This is a genomic window from Brenneria uluponensis, assembly GCF_032395385.1.
Lineage (GTDB): Bacteria > Pseudomonadota > Gammaproteobacteria > Enterobacterales > Enterobacteriaceae > Prodigiosinella > Prodigiosinella aquatilis.
Map to the genome: position 1 here is coordinate 1,014,384 of NZ_CP135917.1, position 18,661 is coordinate 1,033,044.

General features: G+C 49.9%; 11 protein-coding genes, 1 tRNA gene and 3 rRNA genes. 6 read left to right on the top strand and 9 right to left on the bottom strand.

What is annotated here, in order from left to right; genetic code table 11:
* Positions 1-97: 97 nt before the first annotated feature.
* The 5 genes from gmhB to rrf all read left to right on the top strand — a co-directional run bounded on the left by gmhB (position 98) and on the right by rrf (position 6,390).
* A complete protein-coding gene (gmhB, locus tag RS889_RS04680) occupies positions 98-664 on the top strand; it encodes a D-glycero-beta-D-manno-heptose 1,7-bisphosphate 7-phosphatase (protein WP_021017504.1) in 567 nt (188 codons plus the stop codon).
* Between the two features lie 372 nt (positions 665-1,036).
* Positions 1,037-2,579, top strand: a 16S ribosomal RNA gene (locus tag RS889_RS04685).
* Between the two features lie 81 nt (positions 2,580-2,660).
* A tRNA-Glu gene (locus RS889_RS04690) sits at positions 2,661-2,736 on the top strand.
* Between the two features lie 339 nt (positions 2,737-3,075).
* Positions 3,076-6,166 (top strand): 23S ribosomal RNA (locus RS889_RS04695).
* A gap of 108 nt (positions 6,167-6,274) precedes the next feature.
* Positions 6,275-6,390 (top strand): 5S ribosomal RNA (gene rrf, locus RS889_RS04700).
* Together the 16S, 23S and 5S rRNA genes with 1 tRNA gene alongside form the textbook arrangement of a ribosomal RNA operon.
* A 389-nt stretch (positions 6,391-6,779) precedes the next feature.
* On the opposite strand, the gene pssA is transcribed toward rrf, so the two are convergent.
* The 4 genes from pssA to trxC all read right to left on the bottom strand — a co-directional run bounded on the left by pssA (position 6,780) and on the right by trxC (position 12,281).
* Positions 6,780-8,132, bottom strand: coding sequence for a CDP-diacylglycerol--serine O-phosphatidyltransferase (pssA, locus tag RS889_RS04705; RefSeq protein WP_425475134.1), 1,353 nt, complete (start codon positions 8,130-8,132; stop codon positions 6,780-6,782).
* Between the two features lie 157 nt (positions 8,133-8,289).
* On the bottom strand, positions 8,290-10,953 hold the full coding sequence (locus RS889_RS04710) for a bifunctional acetate--CoA ligase family protein/GNAT family N-acetyltransferase (RefSeq protein WP_315709532.1): 2,664 nt from the start codon (positions 10,951-10,953) through the stop codon (positions 8,290-8,292).
* Positions 10,954-11,057: 104 nt separating this feature from the next.
* Positions 11,058-11,774, bottom strand: a complete 717-nt coding sequence (locus RS889_RS04715) for a tRNA-uridine aminocarboxypropyltransferase (protein ID WP_315709533.1) — start codon at positions 11,772-11,774, stop codon at positions 11,058-11,060.
* 87 nt (positions 11,775-11,861) lie between these two features.
* Positions 11,862-12,281 carry a thioredoxin TrxC gene (trxC, locus tag RS889_RS04720; RefSeq protein WP_021017500.1) on the bottom strand — a complete coding sequence of 140 codons (420 nt, stop codon included), beginning with the start codon at positions 12,279-12,281 and terminating at the stop codon, positions 11,862-11,864.
* Positions 12,282-12,518: 237 nt separating this feature from the next.
* On the opposite strand from trxC, the gene RS889_RS04725 reads away from it, so the two are divergent.
* Complete coding sequence (locus RS889_RS04725; RefSeq protein ID WP_021017498.1) at positions 12,519-13,610, top strand: tRNA/rRNA methyltransferase; 1,092 nt, start codon at positions 12,519-12,521, stop codon at positions 13,608-13,610.
* 159 nt (positions 13,611-13,769) lie between these two features.
* Here RS889_RS04725 and emrB read toward each other — a convergent pair whose 3' ends face one another.
* The 5 genes from emrB to RS889_RS04750 all read right to left on the bottom strand — a co-directional run bounded on the left by emrB (position 13,770) and on the right by RS889_RS04750 (position 18,557).
* Positions 13,770-15,308 carry a multidrug efflux MFS transporter permease subunit EmrB gene (gene emrB / locus RS889_RS04730; protein WP_315709534.1) on the bottom strand — a complete coding sequence of 513 codons (1,539 nt, stop codon included), beginning with the start codon at positions 15,306-15,308 and terminating at the stop codon, positions 13,770-13,772.
* A gap of 16 nt (positions 15,309-15,324) precedes the next feature.
* On the bottom strand, positions 15,325-16,500 hold the full coding sequence (gene emrA / locus RS889_RS04735) for a multidrug efflux MFS transporter periplasmic adaptor subunit EmrA (RefSeq protein WP_315709535.1): 1,176 nt from the start codon (positions 16,498-16,500) through the stop codon (positions 15,325-15,327).
* Positions 16,501-16,782: 282 nt separating this feature from the next.
* Positions 16,783-17,295, bottom strand: coding sequence for a transcriptional repressor MprA (mprA, locus tag RS889_RS04740; protein WP_021017495.1), 513 nt, complete (start codon positions 17,293-17,295; stop codon positions 16,783-16,785).
* Between the two features lie 174 nt (positions 17,296-17,469).
* Entirely contained in the window at positions 17,470-17,811 is a 342-nt protein-coding gene (gene ygaH / locus RS889_RS04745; RefSeq protein ID WP_021017494.1) for an L-valine transporter subunit YgaH, read from the bottom strand.
* Positions 17,808-18,557, bottom strand: coding sequence for an AzlC family ABC transporter permease (locus RS889_RS04750; protein WP_021017493.1), 750 nt, complete (start codon positions 18,555-18,557; stop codon positions 17,808-17,810). Before RS889_RS04750 ends, ygaH begins: the two co-directional genes overlap by 4 nt.
* Positions 18,558-18,661 lie beyond the last annotated feature (104 nt).

Here is an 18,661-nt window from a genome sequence, read left to right on the forward strand (position 1 = left end):
CGTCTAAGTCAATGGAGATTGTCATGGCCGTCATTCTCTCTGAAGATGAAAACATGCGATACTACGCGGTAATTTACGTTATCAGGAGCAAATTTAAGTGGCACAAAGCGTTCCAGCAATCTTTCTTGACCGTGACGGTACCATAAATGTTGATCATGGGTATGTGCATGAAATCGACCAATTCCAGTTTATTGATGGTGTCATTGATGCCATGTCTGAATTAAAGCGGATGGGGTTTGCTTTGGTTCTGGTGACGAATCAATCTGGTATTGCACGAGGTAAATTCACTGAAGATCAGTTTATGCGGTTGACCGAGTGGATGGATTGGTCTTTGGTTGATCGTGGTGTTGATTTGGATGGCATCTATTTTTGTCCTCATCATCCTGATGTTGGCAGTGATGAGTATCGCCAGCAATGTGATTGTCGTAAACCTAAGCCAGGAATGTTGGAAGCGGCACAGCATCATTTAGATATCGATATGGCGGCTTCCTATATGGTGGGGGATAAAGCAGAAGATATGCAGGCGGCAATTTCTGCGGGTGTAGGCACCAAAGTTTTGGTTCGCACCGGAAAACCGATTACGGAAGAGAGTGAAAAACTGGCTGACTGGATAATTGATAGTCTTGCCGACCTGCCAAACGCGATAAAACAGCGCAGTAAATAAACGATGGGGTGAAAAAAAACGCACTTGTGATTTTTTTTGCAATTACCCCTTGTCAGGCCAGGAGAAGTGCCTATAATGCGCCTCCACTGACCCGGTGCTGGTGAACAACACAACACAGAGTCAGGCCGGGAAAAACGAATTACTCGTTGACTCTGCAAGAGGATGGCGTAGTATACGCGACCTCACGTCAGCGGCAGTGCCGCGGCGAACGCTCTTTAACAATATAATCAGACAATCTGTGTGGGCACTCACAGGACCCTATCGTAATCAATACGAAAAGACTTGAAGAGTGACTGACAGTAAATTCATTACGAATAAACAGTTATAAATTCTTTGAGCATCGCTTCTTCGGAAGCATATCAAACAAATCTTAAATTGAAGAGTTTGATCATGGCTCAGATTGAACGCTGGCGGCAGGCCTAACACATGCAAGTCGAGCGGCAGCGGGGGGAAGCTTGCTTCCCCGCCGGCGAGCGGCGGACGGGTGAGTAATGTCTGGGGATCTGCCTGATGGAGGGGGATAACTACTGGAAACGGTAGCTAATACCGCATGACGTCGCAAGACCAAAGTGGGGGACCTTCGGGCCTCACGCCATTGGATGAACCCAGATGGGATTAGCTGGTAGGTGAGGTAATGGCTCACCTAGGCGACGATCTCTAGCTGGTCTGAGAGGATGACCAGCCACACTGGAACTGAGACACGGTCCAGACTCCTACGGGAGGCAGCAGTGGGGAATATTGCACAATGGGGGAAACCCTGATGCAGCCATGCCGCGTGTATGAAGAAGGCCTTCGGGTTGTAAAGTACTTTCAGCGGGGAGGAAGGGGAGCGCTTTAATAGAGTGTTTCATTGACGTTACCCGCAGAAGAAGCACCGGCTAACTCCGTGCCAGCAGCCGCGGTAATACGGAGGGTGCAAGCGTTAATCGGAATGACTGGGCGTAAAGCGCACGCAGGCGGTCTGTTAAGTTGGATGTGAAATCCCCGGGCTTAACCTGGGAACTGCATTCAAAACTGACAGACTAGAGTCTCGTAGAGGGGGGTAGAATTCCAGGTGTAGCGGTGAAATGCGTAGAGATCTGGAGGAATACCGGTGGCGAAGGCGGCCCCCTGGACGAAGACTGACGCTCAGGTGCGAAAGCGTGGGGAGCAAACAGGATTAGATACCCTGGTAGTCCACGCTGTAAACGATGTCGACTTGAAGGTTGTGGCCTTGAGCCGTGGCTTTCGGAGCTAACGCGTTAAGTCGACCGCCTGGGGAGTACGGCCGCAAGGTTAAAACTCAAATGAATTGACGGGGGCCCGCACAAGCGGTGGAGCATGTGGTTTAATTCGATGCAACGCGAAGAACCTTACCTACTCTTGACATCCTCAGAAGAGACTGGAGACAGACTTGTGCCTTCGGGAACTGAGAGACAGGTGCTGCATGGCTGTCGTCAGCTCGTGTTGTGAAATGTTGGGTTAAGTCCCGCAACGAGCGCAACCCTTATCCTTTGTTGCCAGCGCGTAATGGCGGGAACTCAAGGGAGACTGCCGGTGATAAACCGGAGGAAGGTGGGGATGACGTCAAGTCATCATGGCCCTTACGAGTAGGGCTACACACGTGCTACAATGGCGCATACAAAGAGAAGCGAACTCGCGAGGGCAAGCGGACCTCATAAAGTGCGTCGTAGTCCGGATTGGAGTCTGCAACTCGACTCCATGAAGTCGGAATCGCTAGTAATCGTAGATCAGAATGCTACGGTGAATACGTTCCCGGGCCTTGTACACACCGCCCGTCACACCATGGGAGTGGGTTGCAAAAGAAGTAGGTAGCTTAACCTTCGGGAGGGCGCTTACCACTTTGTGATTCATGACTGGGGTGAAGTCGTAACAAGGTAACCGTAGGGGAACCTGCGGTTGGATCACCTCCTTACCAAAGATAGCCGTTGTGTGAAGTGCTCACACAGATTGTCTGATGAAAACAGAGCGCGCGTCAGCGAAGCCGACATGATGTGTCCCCTTCGTCTAGAGGCCTAGGACACCGCCCTTTCACGGCGGTAACAGGGGTTCGAATCCCCTAGGGGACGCCAAAAATGACAGTGGGTGAAAGGCACGGTCGACGATAACCTAAAGCTGATTAGCGATAGTCAGGTTTATGTTATTTGCTCTTTAACAATCTGGAACAAGCTGAAAATTGAAACGATACAGCGAAACCTGCCTTGATGGCGGGAGTTGGCTGTATCAGAGTCTCTCAAATAATCGCATCCCGGATATTCCGAATCGATGAATGAGCGAGCCCGATGAAGACAAGGCGTACCGCACGGAGGAAGCGCAGTGGACGTGATGTCCATGAGCATACCGAGTACGGCACAACGCAGTATTCATGAGGCGCAGCCATTCAGAAAAGAAGAAACACCTTCGGGTTGTGAGGTTAAGCGACTAAGCGTACACGGTGGATGCCTAGGCAGTCAGAGGCGATGAAGGGCGTGCTAATCTGCGAAAAGCGTCGGCAAGGTGATATGAACCGTTATACCCGACGATACCCGAATGGGGAAACCCAGTGTGTTTCGACACACTATCATGTCATGAATCCATAGTGACATGAGGCGAACCGGGGGAACTGAAACATCTCAGTACCCCGAGGAAAAGAAATCAACCGAGATTCCCCCAGTAGCGGCGAGCGAACGGGGAAGAGCCCAGAACCAGAATCAGTTTGTGCATCAGTGGAAGCGTCTGGAAAGTCGCACGGTACAGGGTGATAGTCCCGTACACAAAGATGCGCTTGCTGTGAGTTCGACGAGTAGGGCGGGACACGAGATATCCTGTCTGAAGATGGGGGGACCATCCTCCAAGGCTAAATACTCCTGACTGACCGATAGTGAACCAGTACCGTGAGGGAAAGGCGAAAAGAACCCCGGCGAGGGGAGTGAAACAGAACCTGAAACCGTGTACGTACAAGCAGTGGGAGCCCCACCACCAAAGCATTCTCTGGTGATGAAGGCACCGCAACAGCAGCATCGCGGTGGCGGCGCGTCTTTTGCGACGCCCAACACACAAGACAAGCGGTGAGTGCTTTGGGGTGGGGTGACTGCGTACCTTTTGTATAATGGGTCAGCGACTTATATTTTGTAGCAAGGTTAACCGAATAGGGGAGCCGCAGGGAAACCGAGTCTTAACTGGGCGTCAAGTTGCAAGGTATAGACCCGAAACCCGGTGATCTAGCCATGGGCAGGTTGAAGGTTGGGTAACACTAACTGGAGGACCGAACCGACTAATGTTGAAAAATTAGCGGATGACTTGTGGCTGGGGGTGAAAGGCCAATCAAACCGGGAGATAGCTGGTTCTCCCCGAAAGCTATTTAGGTAGCGCCTCGTGAAGTCATCTTCGGGGGTAGAGCACTGTTTCGACTAGGGGGCCATCCCGGCTTACCAACTCGATGCAAACTACGAATACCGAAGAATGTTATCACGGGAGACACACGGCGGGTGCTAACGTCCGTCGTGAAGAGGGAAACAACCCAGACCGCCAGCTAAGGTCCCAAAGTCATGGTTAAGTGGGAAACGATGTGGGAAGGCCCAGACAGCCAGGATGTTGGCTTAGAAGCAGCCATCATTTAAAGAAAGCGTAATAGCTCACTGGTCGAGTCGGCCTGCGCGGAAGATGTAACGGGGCTAAACCATGCACCGAAGCTGCGGCAGCGGACATATCACTTAAGACAATTATGCGAAAACCGATTGACGGAGCGCCGCGACGTCAAAGCGTTCATTACGTCGAGTTGACTTAAGGATATGTCCGTTGGGTAGGGGAGCGTTCTGTAAGCCGTTGAAGGTGGTCTGTGAGGATTGCTGGAGGTATCAGAAGTGCGAATGCTGACATAAGTAACGATAATGCGGGTGAAAAACCCGCACGCCGGAAGACCAAGGGTTCCTGTCCAACGTTAATCGGGGCAGGGTGAGTCGACCCCTAAGGCGAGGCCGAAAGGCGTAGTCGATGGGAAACAGGTTAATATTCCTGTACTGGGTGTTACTGCGAAGGGGGGACGGAGAAGGCTATGTTGGCCGGGCGACGGTTGTCCCGGTTTAAGCGTGTAGGTGGGTGCTCCAGGCAAATCCGGAGCGCTGTCAACGCCGAGGCGTGATGACGAGGCACTACGGTGTCGAAGTGACAAATGCCACGCTTCCAGGAAAAGCCCCTAAGCTCCAGGTAACATCGAATCGTACCCCAAACCGACACAGGTGGTCAGGTAGAGAATACTCAGGCGCTTGAGAGAACTCGGGTGAAGGAACTAGGCAAAATGGTGCCGTAACTTCGGGAGAAGGCACGCTGTGCGAGGTGAAGTCCCTTGCGGATGGAGCGTTGCGCAGTCGCAGATACCAGCTGGCTGCAACTGTTTACTAAAAACACAGCACTGTGCAAACACGAAAGTGGACGTATACGGTGTGACGCCTGCCCGGTGCCGGAAGGTTAATTGATGGGGTAAGCCGCAAGGCGAAGCTCTTGATCGAAGCCCCGGTAAACGGCGGCCGTAACTATAACGGTCCTAAGGTAGCGAAATTCCTTGTCGGGTAAGTTCCGACCTGCACGAATGGCGTAATGATGGCCAGGCTGTCTCCACCCGAGACTCAGTGAAATTGAACTCGCTGTGAAGATGCAGTGTACCCGCGGCAAGACGGAAAGACCCCGTGAACCTTTACTATAGCTTGACACTGAACCTTGAGCCTTGATGTGTAGGATAGGTGGGAGGCTTTGAAGCGTGGACGCCAGTCTGCGTGGAGCCAACCTTGAAATACCACCCTTTAATGTTTGATGTTCTAACGTGGGCCCGTGAACCGGGTTGCGGACAGTGTCTGGTGGGTAGTTTGACTGGGGCGGTCTCCTCCCAAAGAGTAACGGAGGAGTACGAAGGTTAGCTAATCCTGGTCGGACATCAGGAGGTTAGTGCAAAGGCATAAGCTAGCTTGACTGCGAGAGTGACGGCTCGAGCAGGTGCGAAAGCAGGTCTTAGTGATCCGGTGGTTCTGAATGGAAGGGCCATCGCTCAACGGATAAAAGGTACTCCGGGGATAACAGGCTGATACCGCCCAAGAGTTCATATCGACGGCGGTGTTTGGCACCTCGATGTCGGCTCATCACATCCTGGGGCTGAAGTAGGTCCCAAGGGTATGGCTGTTCGCCATTTAAAGTGGTACGCGAGCTGGGTTTAGAACGTCGTGAGACAGTTCGGTCCCTATCTGCCGTGGGCGTTGGAAGATTGAGGGGGGTTGCTCCTAGTACGAGAGGACCGGAGTGAACGCACCACTGGTGTACGGGTTGTGATGCCAATTGCATTGCCCGGTAGCTACGTGCGGAAGAGATAACCGCTGAAAGCATCTAAGCGGGAAACTTGCCCCGAGATGAGTCTTCCCTGGGCCTTAAAGGCCCCTGAAGGGACGTTTAAGACGAAGACGTTGATAGGCTGGGTGTGTAAGCGCAGTGATGCGTTGAGCTGACCAGTACTAATGACCCGAGAGGCTTAACCTTACAACACCGAAGGTGTTTTGGAAGAGAGACGATATATTTTCAGTGATGTTCCGAGATTGGTTCTGATGGTTACACGGAAGTGTGACGGTCGGGATGAAACAGAATTTGCCTGGCGGCGATAGCGCGGTGGTCCCACCTGACCCCATGCCGAACTCAGCAGTGAAACGCCGTAGCGCCGATGGTAGTGTGGGGTCTCCCCATGTGAGAGTAGGGAACTGCCAGGCATTCAACAAGACGAAGCCCTCTGTGAAAGCAGAGGGCTTTTTCACGTTGGTAGTGTTGATGCAGCCGGCATGCGCGGTGGGATATCTGCCCAGCATGCTGTCGCCGGGTCAGTATCAAATAACGGCAAACCTTCAGTGGATATTGTGGGTTTTTGCTTCCAAATTTAGTATCTAGTCTACAGACGGCAAACAGTCAGAGATAAAAAATTAAAACCATTAGCGTAATTTGGGATTTTTTCTCATGATATTTTAATATTTGCGAGACCTATAAATTAGATGCTATCTGGATTTATCCAAAATATAAAAGTGACACGGCAAAAATACGGGGAAGTTTGATTTCGTTTCTTTGTATATAAATAAACCCCGTAGATACGAGGTTTATTTATGGGCTAAAGGAGACGGCTAATCAGCTTGTCTATACGAACCCGGCGCAATCGCCGAATTAGTTTACGTACTTTAACCGGATATTGTGCAATGCCTTCGAGTTCTTGATAATGACGAACAATAGTCGAGTGAGAGCGAATACATTCCAGTTCCTGCATTCGTTGTTCTGACAGTAATTGGCAGGGATCATGAATAAGGATGGCATTCTCGAGATCAAGATGCCAGGCTCGGGGATTAAGGTTATTACCCGTCAGTAGTTGCCATTCATCATCGACCCACATACCTTTCAAGTGAAAACTGTTGTCCGCGTCTGTCCACAGGCGAACGACCAACTGCGAGCTATCAATATATTTCTGAAGGCGGCTGAGGAAACGTCGCAAGTTGATTTCATACAGATATGGCAAGGCACCGATAATTTTAAAGGGTTGGTCTTCTGGAATAAAAAAATCGTTTGCGGTTTTGTCACCGATGATGATTTCTACCTTCTTACCATCACGCAGCAGCCGAATGATGTTTCTGACTAGCAGCGTTGGCAGATTAAAGTAAGGCGTACACATCATCAGATGCTGTTCACAACAGTACATCAAATGATGAATTGTTTTATTTAATGGACTGTTTTTCCCCAATCCTACCAGTGGTGTGACCGTTAGCGTATCGCCAGTATCGTTATAGGCTGGAATCCGATAAAACGCGGTGCGTAATGATTGACGGAATTGGCGGATTTCATTTTTGATTTCAATCGTTTTAGGACGAGTTTCGTAATCAAGCCGCTGTATTGCCGGTGCCATTAGTAAATCGTTTACATAGTGGCTCATAGTGTCAGCAAGCGCAGGATTACAGATAAGCTGATAGCGGTCATAACGATATTTATCATGACTGTTCAGATAAACGTCGTTCAGACTAGCTCCGCTATAAAGTACGGTGTCGTCAATGATGAAACCTTTAAGATGGAGCACACCTAACGCTTCTCGAGTGTTCACCGGAACGCCATAAACCGGGAAGCTGGCATCAGTATTTTGCTGTGCCATCTCACAGTACCAATCGGCGTTGGTGTTAACTGCTTTGGCACCAATGCGCCCGCGTTGTGCGCGGTGCCAGTCAACCAGCACTCGAATATCCAGTTCAGGACATTGCCGCTTTGCCTGATAGAGTGCAGAAAGAATTGCTTTACCACCATCATCATGTTCCAGATAGAGCGCCACTAAATAAACACGTTTCTTGGCGGCAAGAATCGTGTTTATGAGCGTGGTGCGAAAAAGTGCTGGACTATGAAGCGTCTGTACATTGTCAGCTGACTGGGGGATTTTAGGCAGTTGTGCAAGGTGTTGTTGGTATTGATTACGCTTTAATTTTGACAACATCACAGTGCGGTTCTTCTCTCATCGTGTTATGACCATGCCTGGTCATGGTGAACATTAACGTATCGTTGAATCGGGCGATAATACCATTACTTTCCGGCTGTTGTGAGCAAGTTTTACCATTGATAGCATATCGTTTGCTATACAAGGGGCTATATCACATTTGATGTGGTGTATTTAACAGCAATTCTAAAGAAACGATCCCTTCTTCCAGCTGGACATCGAGAGAAAAACCCAGTTTCTTTGCCAGTGTCAACATGCCCTGATTATGGGGCATGGTAATGCCGGTAAGTTTCTCCAGCCCATGAACATCAGCATAGTGAATTAGCTTTTCCATCAGGTGTCTGCCTAATCCCAGTCCTTTTAAATCAGAACGAACCAAAACCGCAAACTCTGCGTCAGTATTATCGGGATCGGAAATGGCGCGGCTAACACCGATAATTTCTGGCCCTGCATCAGTTGGCCGGAGAGCGACAAATGCCATTTCTCGATCGTAGTCAATTTGGGTCATATTGGCTAGGTCTTCATGGCTAAACTCATTGATTTCACTGAAATACCGGTAGTAAAGATCCTCTTTGGTCACTTTGCTGATAAAATTTTTCAGCAGCGGTTCATCTTCAGGCAGAATAGGGCGGAACAGGCAGGTCGTCTCATTTTTTAATGTGACGATTTCCTCTAGTTGCTGCGGATAAGGTCTGATTGATAGTCTTGATTGTGGATCGCCGCTAAAGGGCGAGATGTGTAGTGTCACGTCCAGTAACGTGAATTCGTCCCCTGAGGCCAACAAGGGATGGATATCAAGACGGGAAATTTCCGGACAGTCAAGAATAAGGTTGGATACCTGTACCAGCAGGCGACTCAATGAGGGAATATCTAACGGTTTGAGGGCGCTGTGCCCGCGTATTTTACCATTTTTCAGTGCCTGCATGATCAGGTAGCGGGCCAGTGTCATGTTTAATGGGGGCAATGCCACTGCAGCCTGTGTCTCATTGTGCCATTCCACACCACCTTCACCCAGCATGATCAGAGGGCCGAAAACGGCGTCTTGTACTACCGCGACCCTCAATTCCTGCGCACCGGCACGATTTGCCATTCTCTGCACTAGCAGACCGTATATTCGGGCCTGTGGATAGGTACGCTTAACCCGTTCCAACATTGCATCGGCAGCCTGCTGTACCTCGCGGGCAGTGCCTAAATAGAGCATGACTCCCTGTACTTCTGATTTATGCGCAATGTCTGGGGATCTCAGTTTGATTGCGACCGGATAACCAATTTTTTCCGCGATGTAGACGGCTTCAGTACTGTCGCCAGCGATCCAGGTAGGCAGTGTATTCAGTCCATAGGATTTCAGTATAGGCTGTACTTCATGCGTATCGAGCTGTGTGGCTCCCTCTTTCAGAGCTTGACAGATAAGCTTATGGGCTTCACCAGTATTGGCCGTGAGATCTTGTGGCAATACCGGTGTTTCCATCAGTTGTTTCTGGTTCCGCCGGTATTCGACAATATGCATAAATGCTGTCACTGCACCTTCGGGTGTCCGATAAGTAGGAATACCTGCCCTATTGAATAAACGACGTGCTTCCTGCGAGGAGAACTCGCCACACCAGTTGGTTAAAATTGTAATCCGTTTGCCGCGTGGATGCTGCTGGAGCAAATGAATCATTTTTTCTGCGCTTTCGGTACCTGGCGCGGCAGCACTTGGGGCATGAATGATCAGTAAGGCATCATAGTCATCATTATCCAACAGGATCGTCAATGCGGCCAGATAGCGTTCGGCAGTAGCATCATCACGTAGATCAAGCGGATTACCGACAGACACGGAATCAGGCAGCGCTTCTTGCAATGCCTGTTGTGTGGCTTCGTTTATCAGCGCCAGTTTTCCCTGTCGGCTGAGAAGTTGGTCAAGTGCTTGAGCCGCCGGAGAGGCTCCATTACTGATCAGTAGTAAACGCTCACCTCGTAGTGGTCGCAAGTGACTGAGGGTTTCTACTGCGGAAAACAGCTCATGTGTATCCCTGACGCGTAGTAACCCTGCACGTTGAATGGCTGCATCATAGGCAGCATCCAATCCTTGACGGGTACCGTGGAGAAGTTGTTGTGCCTGCTGACTACGCCCGCTTTTGATCACCAGAATGGGCTTGTTGCGTGAGGCGCTGCGGGCAGCAGAAAGAAAACGCCGCGCATCGCTGATCTGTTCCAGATGTAGCAAAATAGCGCTGGTTTTGCTGTCACGGGCTAGAAAATCCAGCAAGTCATCTACGTCGATGTCGATGCTGTCACCTAGCGCGATGAAGTAAGAGAAGCCGATACCCCTCTGTTGTGCCCAGTCAAGAATGGTATTGGATACTGCCGCTGATTGCGAAATAAATGCCAGCTTTCCTTTTATTATCGGAACGGGTGAAAAACTGGCGTTAAGTCCCTGCCAGGGGGCCAGTAGCCCGAGACTGTTGGGGCCCAACAGTCGCATATGATACAGGGTGGCGCAGGCCTTGAGTTCACTGAATTGTACCGGAGGTGCCGACAGTATGATGACAGTTTTACAACCGTGTTTTCCCAAATCTTCCAACAAGAGCAGATTACGGTCGGCACGGGTACAAATGACAGCGAGATCCGGTGTCATGGGAAGACTGGCAACATCAGGATAAGCCAGTACGCCACAGACAGCGCGATATTTTGGTGTAACCGGTAACACCGGTCCGCTGAAATTACCATCCAGCAAATTGCGCATCATAAGAAACCCTGCCCGCCCCGGTTTTTCTGATGCGCCAAGAACGGCTATTGATTTGGGACGTAATAGTGCTTCTAACCCGCGCTGGCTCATAAATCGCTCCTGTCAGGATAAAGACCGGGCAGTGTTTCACGATGGGCGAGTGATCTGGTGAGTTGTACATTCATTGTGATCACGTACTGCCTAATTAATAGATATTAAACGCTTTCTGTCGGTATTGCTGTGACAACTGGTGGAATTTCCTGTGGGGCATGATTGGCTTTACCGGCCAGATAATGTTTTCTGAAACGATCAAAATGTTCTGCCAACGCACTGGATGCCAGTGTATCGTCAGCTTGCTGCAACAATGCGATCGCGATTTCGGCGGTACAGTGCTGTCCGGCGCTGCTGGCCTCCCGTAGTTGATAGCGTGAGATTGCATCAACGTCCAATGACAATATCGGTAACGGATCCAGATAAGGGCTTTTACGAAACATCTTGCGCGCTTCTGGCCAGGTGGCATCCAATAGGATAAATAACGGTGGTTTACCTTGCGCCGGTAATTGATGAAACACCTGTCTCCCTGTTTCATTTTTATCGGCCAGAAACACCAGATAAGGCTGATAGTCGGGGTTCTTGATTGCGTTTAGCAGAAGGGGATCCGGATCGGTTCGCGACCAGAGAAAAGCCTGGGTATCTGGCAGAATATCGGCAATCAGGCGGCCGGTATTACTGGGTTTCAGCGGTTCGGTATCAAACATGACCAGACAAAAGCGGCTGCGGGATGATTGAGAATGAATGGTATGGCACAAACAGTTGGCTACGGGTAACAGACAGCGCTGACAGCGTATTACCCGACAACCACGCGCGCGGAAAGGGCGCGTGGCTTGCTCAAGACGTTGCTGGCGTAAACGAAGAACGGCATTCTCGGTCATAGTATCCCGCTTAAAGGCGTCATTCTAAACCACTGGCGAATGGACCAAAAGGCCCGGCATACCGAATGCACCGGGTTTACGGGAGAATCAGAGCGATTCACTCAGCCATTTTTCAAAAGGGGCTTTAGGCATAGCGCCATTCACCATGTCCACCAGCTTGCCTTGCTTGAAGAGCATGATTGTGGGAATACTGCGAATACGAAAACGGGCACCGAGTGCTGGCTCGGCTTCGGTATTTATCTTGACGAAGCGAACTTTGCTGCCATTTTCCTGGGCTACGCTTGTAAATACGGGCGCAAAGCTGACACAAGGACCGCACCAGGGAGCCCAGAAATCTACGACTATCGGTAGGTCGTCCTGCAATAATTTATCCAGTGTTTTTTCGGTTGCATTGATCACTTCGCCGCTGAACAACGGCATACCACATCGACCACATTTGGCATGATCGTCAATACGTTCTTCAGGTAGCCGGTTTGTTGTGTGACAAGATGCACATACCGTATTCATAACAAGGCCTCAAATGATAAAGGGCTGATTAAGCGAGCTGTTGATGAAAGTATGCGGTGGAGCAATAGAAGATCAACAACAGGTAACTTGGAGTAGGATAAGTATGGATAGTGGTCGCGGTATGAACAAGGTGGTTTATTCAATGGCTACAATAGTTGTTGGCTTTTATGACAAGCAGGTAGCTAAGCCGGTGTACATAAGGTAATCTTCGCGCCCAGCGCGTAGGTGGAGAAAGACATGAGTGATTCATTCAGTGGGAAAAACGGCAAAGTCCGTGTGATGTACGTCCGTAGCGATGATGGGGACGAAAAAAACAATAAAAACAAACGTCCGACAGACAACCGTCGTAATGATAGCGGATCGCGGGATAAAAATCCGCGTTCGTCGCGTGACAATGGACCGCGTGGTGCAAGTCAGGATAAAGGGCGTGAAAAGTGGCCTAGCGAGAAGAGCAGTGATCGCGAACGTCCGGCGCGTCGTGATGACAATACGGGTTATGATTCACCGTGGAAGACCGTCTCCCGTGCACCAGATGAAACACCGGATCATGGCGGTATTGGTGGCAAAAGCCAGATTGACCATGAGCAGATTCGTCGTCAACGGGCGGAAGAAACCCGCGTATATGGTGAAAATGCTTGTCAGGCGTTATTTAAAAGTCGCCCAGAAGCGATTATCCGGGCCTGGTTCCTGCAGGAAGTCACACCGCGCTTCCGTGATGCGCTGCGTTGGATGGCGGCGAATCGTAAAGCTTATCATGTAGTTGAAGAAGACGAGCTAACTAAAGCATCAGGTACTGAACATCACGGTGGCGTGTGTTTCCTGATCAAGAAACGTAATGGTATGGATGTAAGTGAATACTTGCACAGTGTGAGTGAGACCGATTGCGTACTGGCATTGGAAGATGTAGGTAATCCACATAATCTGGGTGGTATCATACGTAGTTGTGCGCACTTTGGTGTGAACGGTGTACTGGTTCAGGATGCGGCGCAGCTGGAGTCCGGTGCGGCGGTACGTACTGCGGAAGGTGGTGCGGAACATGTGAAAGCCATCAATGCCGATGATTTTATTGATGTGCTGTCTCAGTTTCGTCAAGCTGGCTATACCATTGTAACGACATCTAGCCATAAAGGGACGGCATTATCCCAAACAACGCTGCCGGCCAAAATGGTCATCGTGTTAGGGCAGGAAGGTGATGGTCTTTCTGACAGCGCCTGGCAGCAAGGAGACATGAAGGTCTCTATCGACGGTACCGGAAAAGTGGAAAGCCTGAATATTTCTGTCGCAACGGGTATTCTGCTGGCGGAATGGTGGCGTCAGAACCACCATTAGTTTGCTGGCAAAGCAGATAATAGCCTGGACACTGGAGTTGGCATCATTCACCTACCGCAGTAGATGACGCATGAGGATAGGCTCCCCCGAAGGAATGCCTTTCCTCATGCCAGATACTCGGAGTGCAACCTTGACTGATATCAAAGGAAGATATCGCTGTCAGTGCGCGCCTCCACCAGCTCCGACTCCACTGCTAAAGGGAGGACGGGAAAACCATACCAATACCGTTAAGGCCAGGAATACACCAGCAGCGGCCCAGAAAACTTCATTGGCGGCAATAATCAATCCTTGTCCTGTAATCTGATTGGCAATGTAGGCTGAAACCTGCTCCTTGGTTAATCCCATTGCTTCCAATTGCCGATAGGTTTCCTGTGCGATTGGATTGTAAGAGGTTATTGACTCGGTCAACTGAACGTGATGTAGCGACTCACGTCGTGCCCACAGAGTGGTCGTCACCGAAGTGCCAATGGAACCAGCCAGCGTCCTGCTGAAGTTAAAAAGACTGGAGGCGGACGCCATCCGTTCCGGCGGCAAACCTGACAAGGTAATGGTTGTCAACGGCATAAAAAAGCACGCGACAGCAAACCCCTGGAAGAATTGTGGCCAGGCGGAAGCGCCAAAATCCATGCCGGGCTCAAACGTATAGGCTCGCCAGTAAAAACAGACGGCATACATGATGAAGCTGAAAGTGACCAGCTTGCGCATGTCCAACTGCGACGAGAACCGGCCAATCAGCGGCGCTAGCAACACCGGCATTAGTCCTACTGGTGCGGATGCCAGCCCAGCCCAGGTGGCGGTATAGCCATACACTTCCTGCAATAGCAGCGGTAACAAAACAATTGCACCGAAGTAGAACATGAAGGCCAGACTGGTACATAGACAACCGATGGTAAAGTTACGTGATTTGAACAGTGACAAATCGACCACCGGGTTGTCATCTGTCAGTTCCCACACAATCAGGAACAGCAGCGCTATCACCGCGATTATTGCCAGTATGATAATTTCGGTGGAGTTAAACCAGTCTAGCTCTTTCCCTCTGTCCATCATCATCTGTAGGCTACCAACGCCTAACGCCAGCAGTACCAGTCCAATGGTATCAATAGGGCGGATCTCCGTTTTGGTTTCCCGACCACGTAGTACCTGCAATGTAATCAGTACGACGACAACGCCCAAAGGAACGTTGATGAAAAATATCCAGCCCCAATGGTAGTTATCACTGATCCAGCCGCCAAGGATCGGGCCAAAAATTGGTGCAACCACCACCGTCATAGCCCACAGCGACAGTGCTATGCCACGTTTAGCTGGGGGATAATTATTGAGCAGCAGACTCTGGGACAGCGGAATAATAGGGCCGGCGACCAACCCTTGTAATATGCGGGCGAAGATCAGCATCTCCAAGCTGGTAGAAACTCCGCACATCCATGACATTAGTGCGAATAGTCCCGTCGACCAGACAAACAGCCTGACTTCTCCCAGGCGTTTAGCCAGCCAGCCGGTGAGTGGAATAGAAATGGCGTTTGCTACCCCGAATGAGGTAATAACCCACGTTCCTTGTGAGTCAGAGGCACCAAGATTACCCGAGATAGTTGGGATGGCTACATTGGCAATTGTGGAGTCCAGCACTTGCATGAAGGTCGCCATGGCTAGCGCGAACGTCATGAAGGCCAGACTTATGCCTTCAAGCGGTTTTTTCTGCACACTCATCTCCTTATGCTTAACTGGCATTGTCCCTGATAATGTCATCGATCAGCTTGTTGACGGGGGCGAGGTTCAACTCCAATGCGTCACTTTGATAGGCTGGTTTACTGCGTCGCGTGTCAGACAACATTTTCCCTTCATCATTGGCCGTGTCCACAGTCACTTGTGTGGATAACCCAATCCGTAAAGGATGCTCGGCGATCTGCTTAGGATCCAGTTCGATACGCACTGGAAGGCGCTGTACCACTTTGATCCAGTTGCCGGTGGCATTTTGAGCCGGTAATAATGAGAAGGCGCTACCTGTTCCCATATCCAGGCCAACAACTTTGCCTTTATAGATAACATCATCACCGTAGATGTCACTGGTGACAGACGCAGGCTGACCAATACGCATATTGGCGAGTTGAGTTTCCTTGAAGTTGGCATCGATCCATAGATGATCGGCTGGGACGACTGCCATCAGCGAGGAAGTGGTTGAAATGCGGGCACCTACCTGCACATTGCGGCGGGAAACGTAACCGTCGACTGGGCTGACAATGTGTGTACGTTTCAGCGCCAACCAGGCATCACGCAAATCAAGCGCCGCCTGCTGTACCGCCGGCTGTTTTTCCAGTGAGGTATCCAGGATCATGGCCTGGTTGGCTGCATATTGTTGCTTGGCAACTTCCAGTGAGTCTTTCGCGCTGGAAACAGCATCACGGGCGTGCTGTACATCTTCTTTCCCAATGGCATTTACTTTACCGAGCGCTTCCCGGCGGTTTAAATCGCTGGTGGCCTGATCCAGTGCGGTTTGTTTCAATGATATATTGGCCTGGTATTGCCTGCTATTGATAATGAGCTGGTGGGTTTGACGTACATTGGTGGCAAGCACGGCTTGTGCTCGTTCAAAAGCTTGTTGGGCATCCGTGGCATCCAACTCCACCAGTACATCACCTTTCTTCACTAAATCGGTGTTATCAACATTGACTTGCGTTACGCTGCCGGTAACTTGCGCCATGATTTGGACTTGATTGCCTGCTACATAGGCATCATCAGTTTCTTGGTGATGTCTCAATACCAGATACCAATAAGCAAACCATACACAACCTAGAAAGATAAAGATGATGCTGAGCAGTGTTAAGATCCGTCTACGCTGCCTTTTTTTGTTTTTATGTGTTGATTGTGGAGCTTGATTTTCCACGTTGGTACTCATGATATTCTCCCTTTGATTATCTTTATTTTCCATGTGTCGGCTAACCTGGTTGGTGATAACTATCTCGGTAACACATTCCGCGATAAGTATGGCGATTGTATCTACCGGTTTTCTTGGCCGGTTTGGCAGTACATCCGTTGCTGATAATCAATCAACCCTGATTGACAACGGAAAGTGAGAGCAATGGGTATGACTCTTCTGGGACATGAGCATACCTACAGACACGATGAGGTCCGCATGATTGAGATGACGATGGCCGTTGCTATGGAGTGATGCCGTGAATTAATGCGTTCCCTGATCCATTTCATCAAGGCGTAGCAATAATTTACGCATCAGGACTTCTAATTGCTTTTGCTCATCGTTTTCGAGTATCGAACAGAGGAAATGCAGGCTTCTGTATTGTGGTGGTAACAGCTCATTCAGAAAGGCTTTCCCTTTTTCCGTCATGAACAGATGCAGGCAGCGTCGGTCGCTATCACTTTCCTTCCGTTCAATCCAGCCACGTTTCTCCAGTTCGTCAGCAATGCGAGTCGCATTGGTTCGTGAAGACCCCAGAGCGGCACTGAGTTCTGACGGTTGAATACTGTAGTTCTCCTGGGCTTCCAAGGTAATCAACGCCATAAATAGCGTTTCGTTAATATCCTGTTCTTTCAGAATCCGATTTCGGTGTTCGAGAATTTTCGCTTGCACATGCATAAACAGCCTGAGGATCAGAACTTCCTGAAAAGGGAAATCCGGCCGACGATCTGCCCGCATGTGTAGCATCTCTTCGATTGGAGCAAATGAACTATCCATTAATGTCAACCTCATTAATCACGGCCAGTATAATAACCAATGTTACTAATTAGGTAAATGATAGAAAGCCATATGATTACGTTTATTCTGTGACAGAAAGTAAGTAAGTTTCTGTGCCGGGTTCGGCGTGGTTTCGATAATTAAAACCGATTATTCAGCGCAGCTTACACCGTATCAAATCATAGTGATAAAAAATTTAAAGGCAATTCCATAACATAACGCACCTGCCAGTGTAGCAACGATAATACTGCGGGTGGTATAGAAGCACAGCGTTAGTATGGTAAACCCGGCTAACGCTGGCAGAAATTTTTCGCTCTGTTTAAGCATATCTGGGACGCTGGAAACCACCAGTAAGGCACAGATGGATGCAATGCCTATACTATCCAGCAGAAGTCCCGTTTTGCCATGTTGAAGGCTACTGGAAACGCGTGAAGCACCTAGCCGTAAAGGCAGATATCGAAAAAGAAAATTCACCGTTCCAACAATCAAACCAATAAAAAAAATTGATGTATTCATGCTTTCTCCTCGGTTTGGATGTTGGATTGAAGCAGTGTCGCCAGGCAACCGGCACTGATGCCGATAAGTATCGCCGCAGGAATTGACGATGCCAGTAGTCCGAGTAATGCTCCACTTAACGCAGCGGCTACCACCAGACTTTGACGGCGTTTGAACGAGGCTAACAGGAAACTCAAAAATAGTGCCGGTAGCATGAAAGTGAGAGCAGCTTCAACGGCTGGATAGGCGACCAACGGGCCATTACCAAAAACAGCGCCTATCACGGTGCCTGCTATCCACGATAACCAGGAGCACATCGCTACCCCTAGCATCCATTGTTCTGACCAGCGCCGATTGTCCCGTGCCAATCGGGTGGTTGCTGCGGCAAAGACTTCATCGGTCAATCCGAATGCCCACAGTGCTGTTTTACCGGTTGGCAACCGTTGCAAAATACGGTGGCGCAGGGCTGGTCCGTATAAAATGTGCCGAACGTCCATCGCCATCACGGTAAAGGCGGCCACCCAGATGGATGCACCGGCGCTGAGCAGGGCGGTTATGACAAACTGGCTGGCGCCAGCGTAGATGATGCTGGACAGAAAGATGGCCTCTAGTGGGGTAAAACCAAGCTTGACAGCATTCATACCAAAGGCAAATGCTACCGGTAGGTAGCCGATAACAATTGGCAGGCTATCGAACAAACCTTCACTGAACGAGGCACTGGCTAGTGTTGCAATATTATCCGGCGTTAAGCGATCGGCATTGTCCATGGATATCACCGCTCATTGTGCTGTATTGTCAGAAAGAAGCATTATCGTTATCGATCCCATAGCGCAGTATGGAATGCCACCCATCAGTGATAGATGGGTAACAC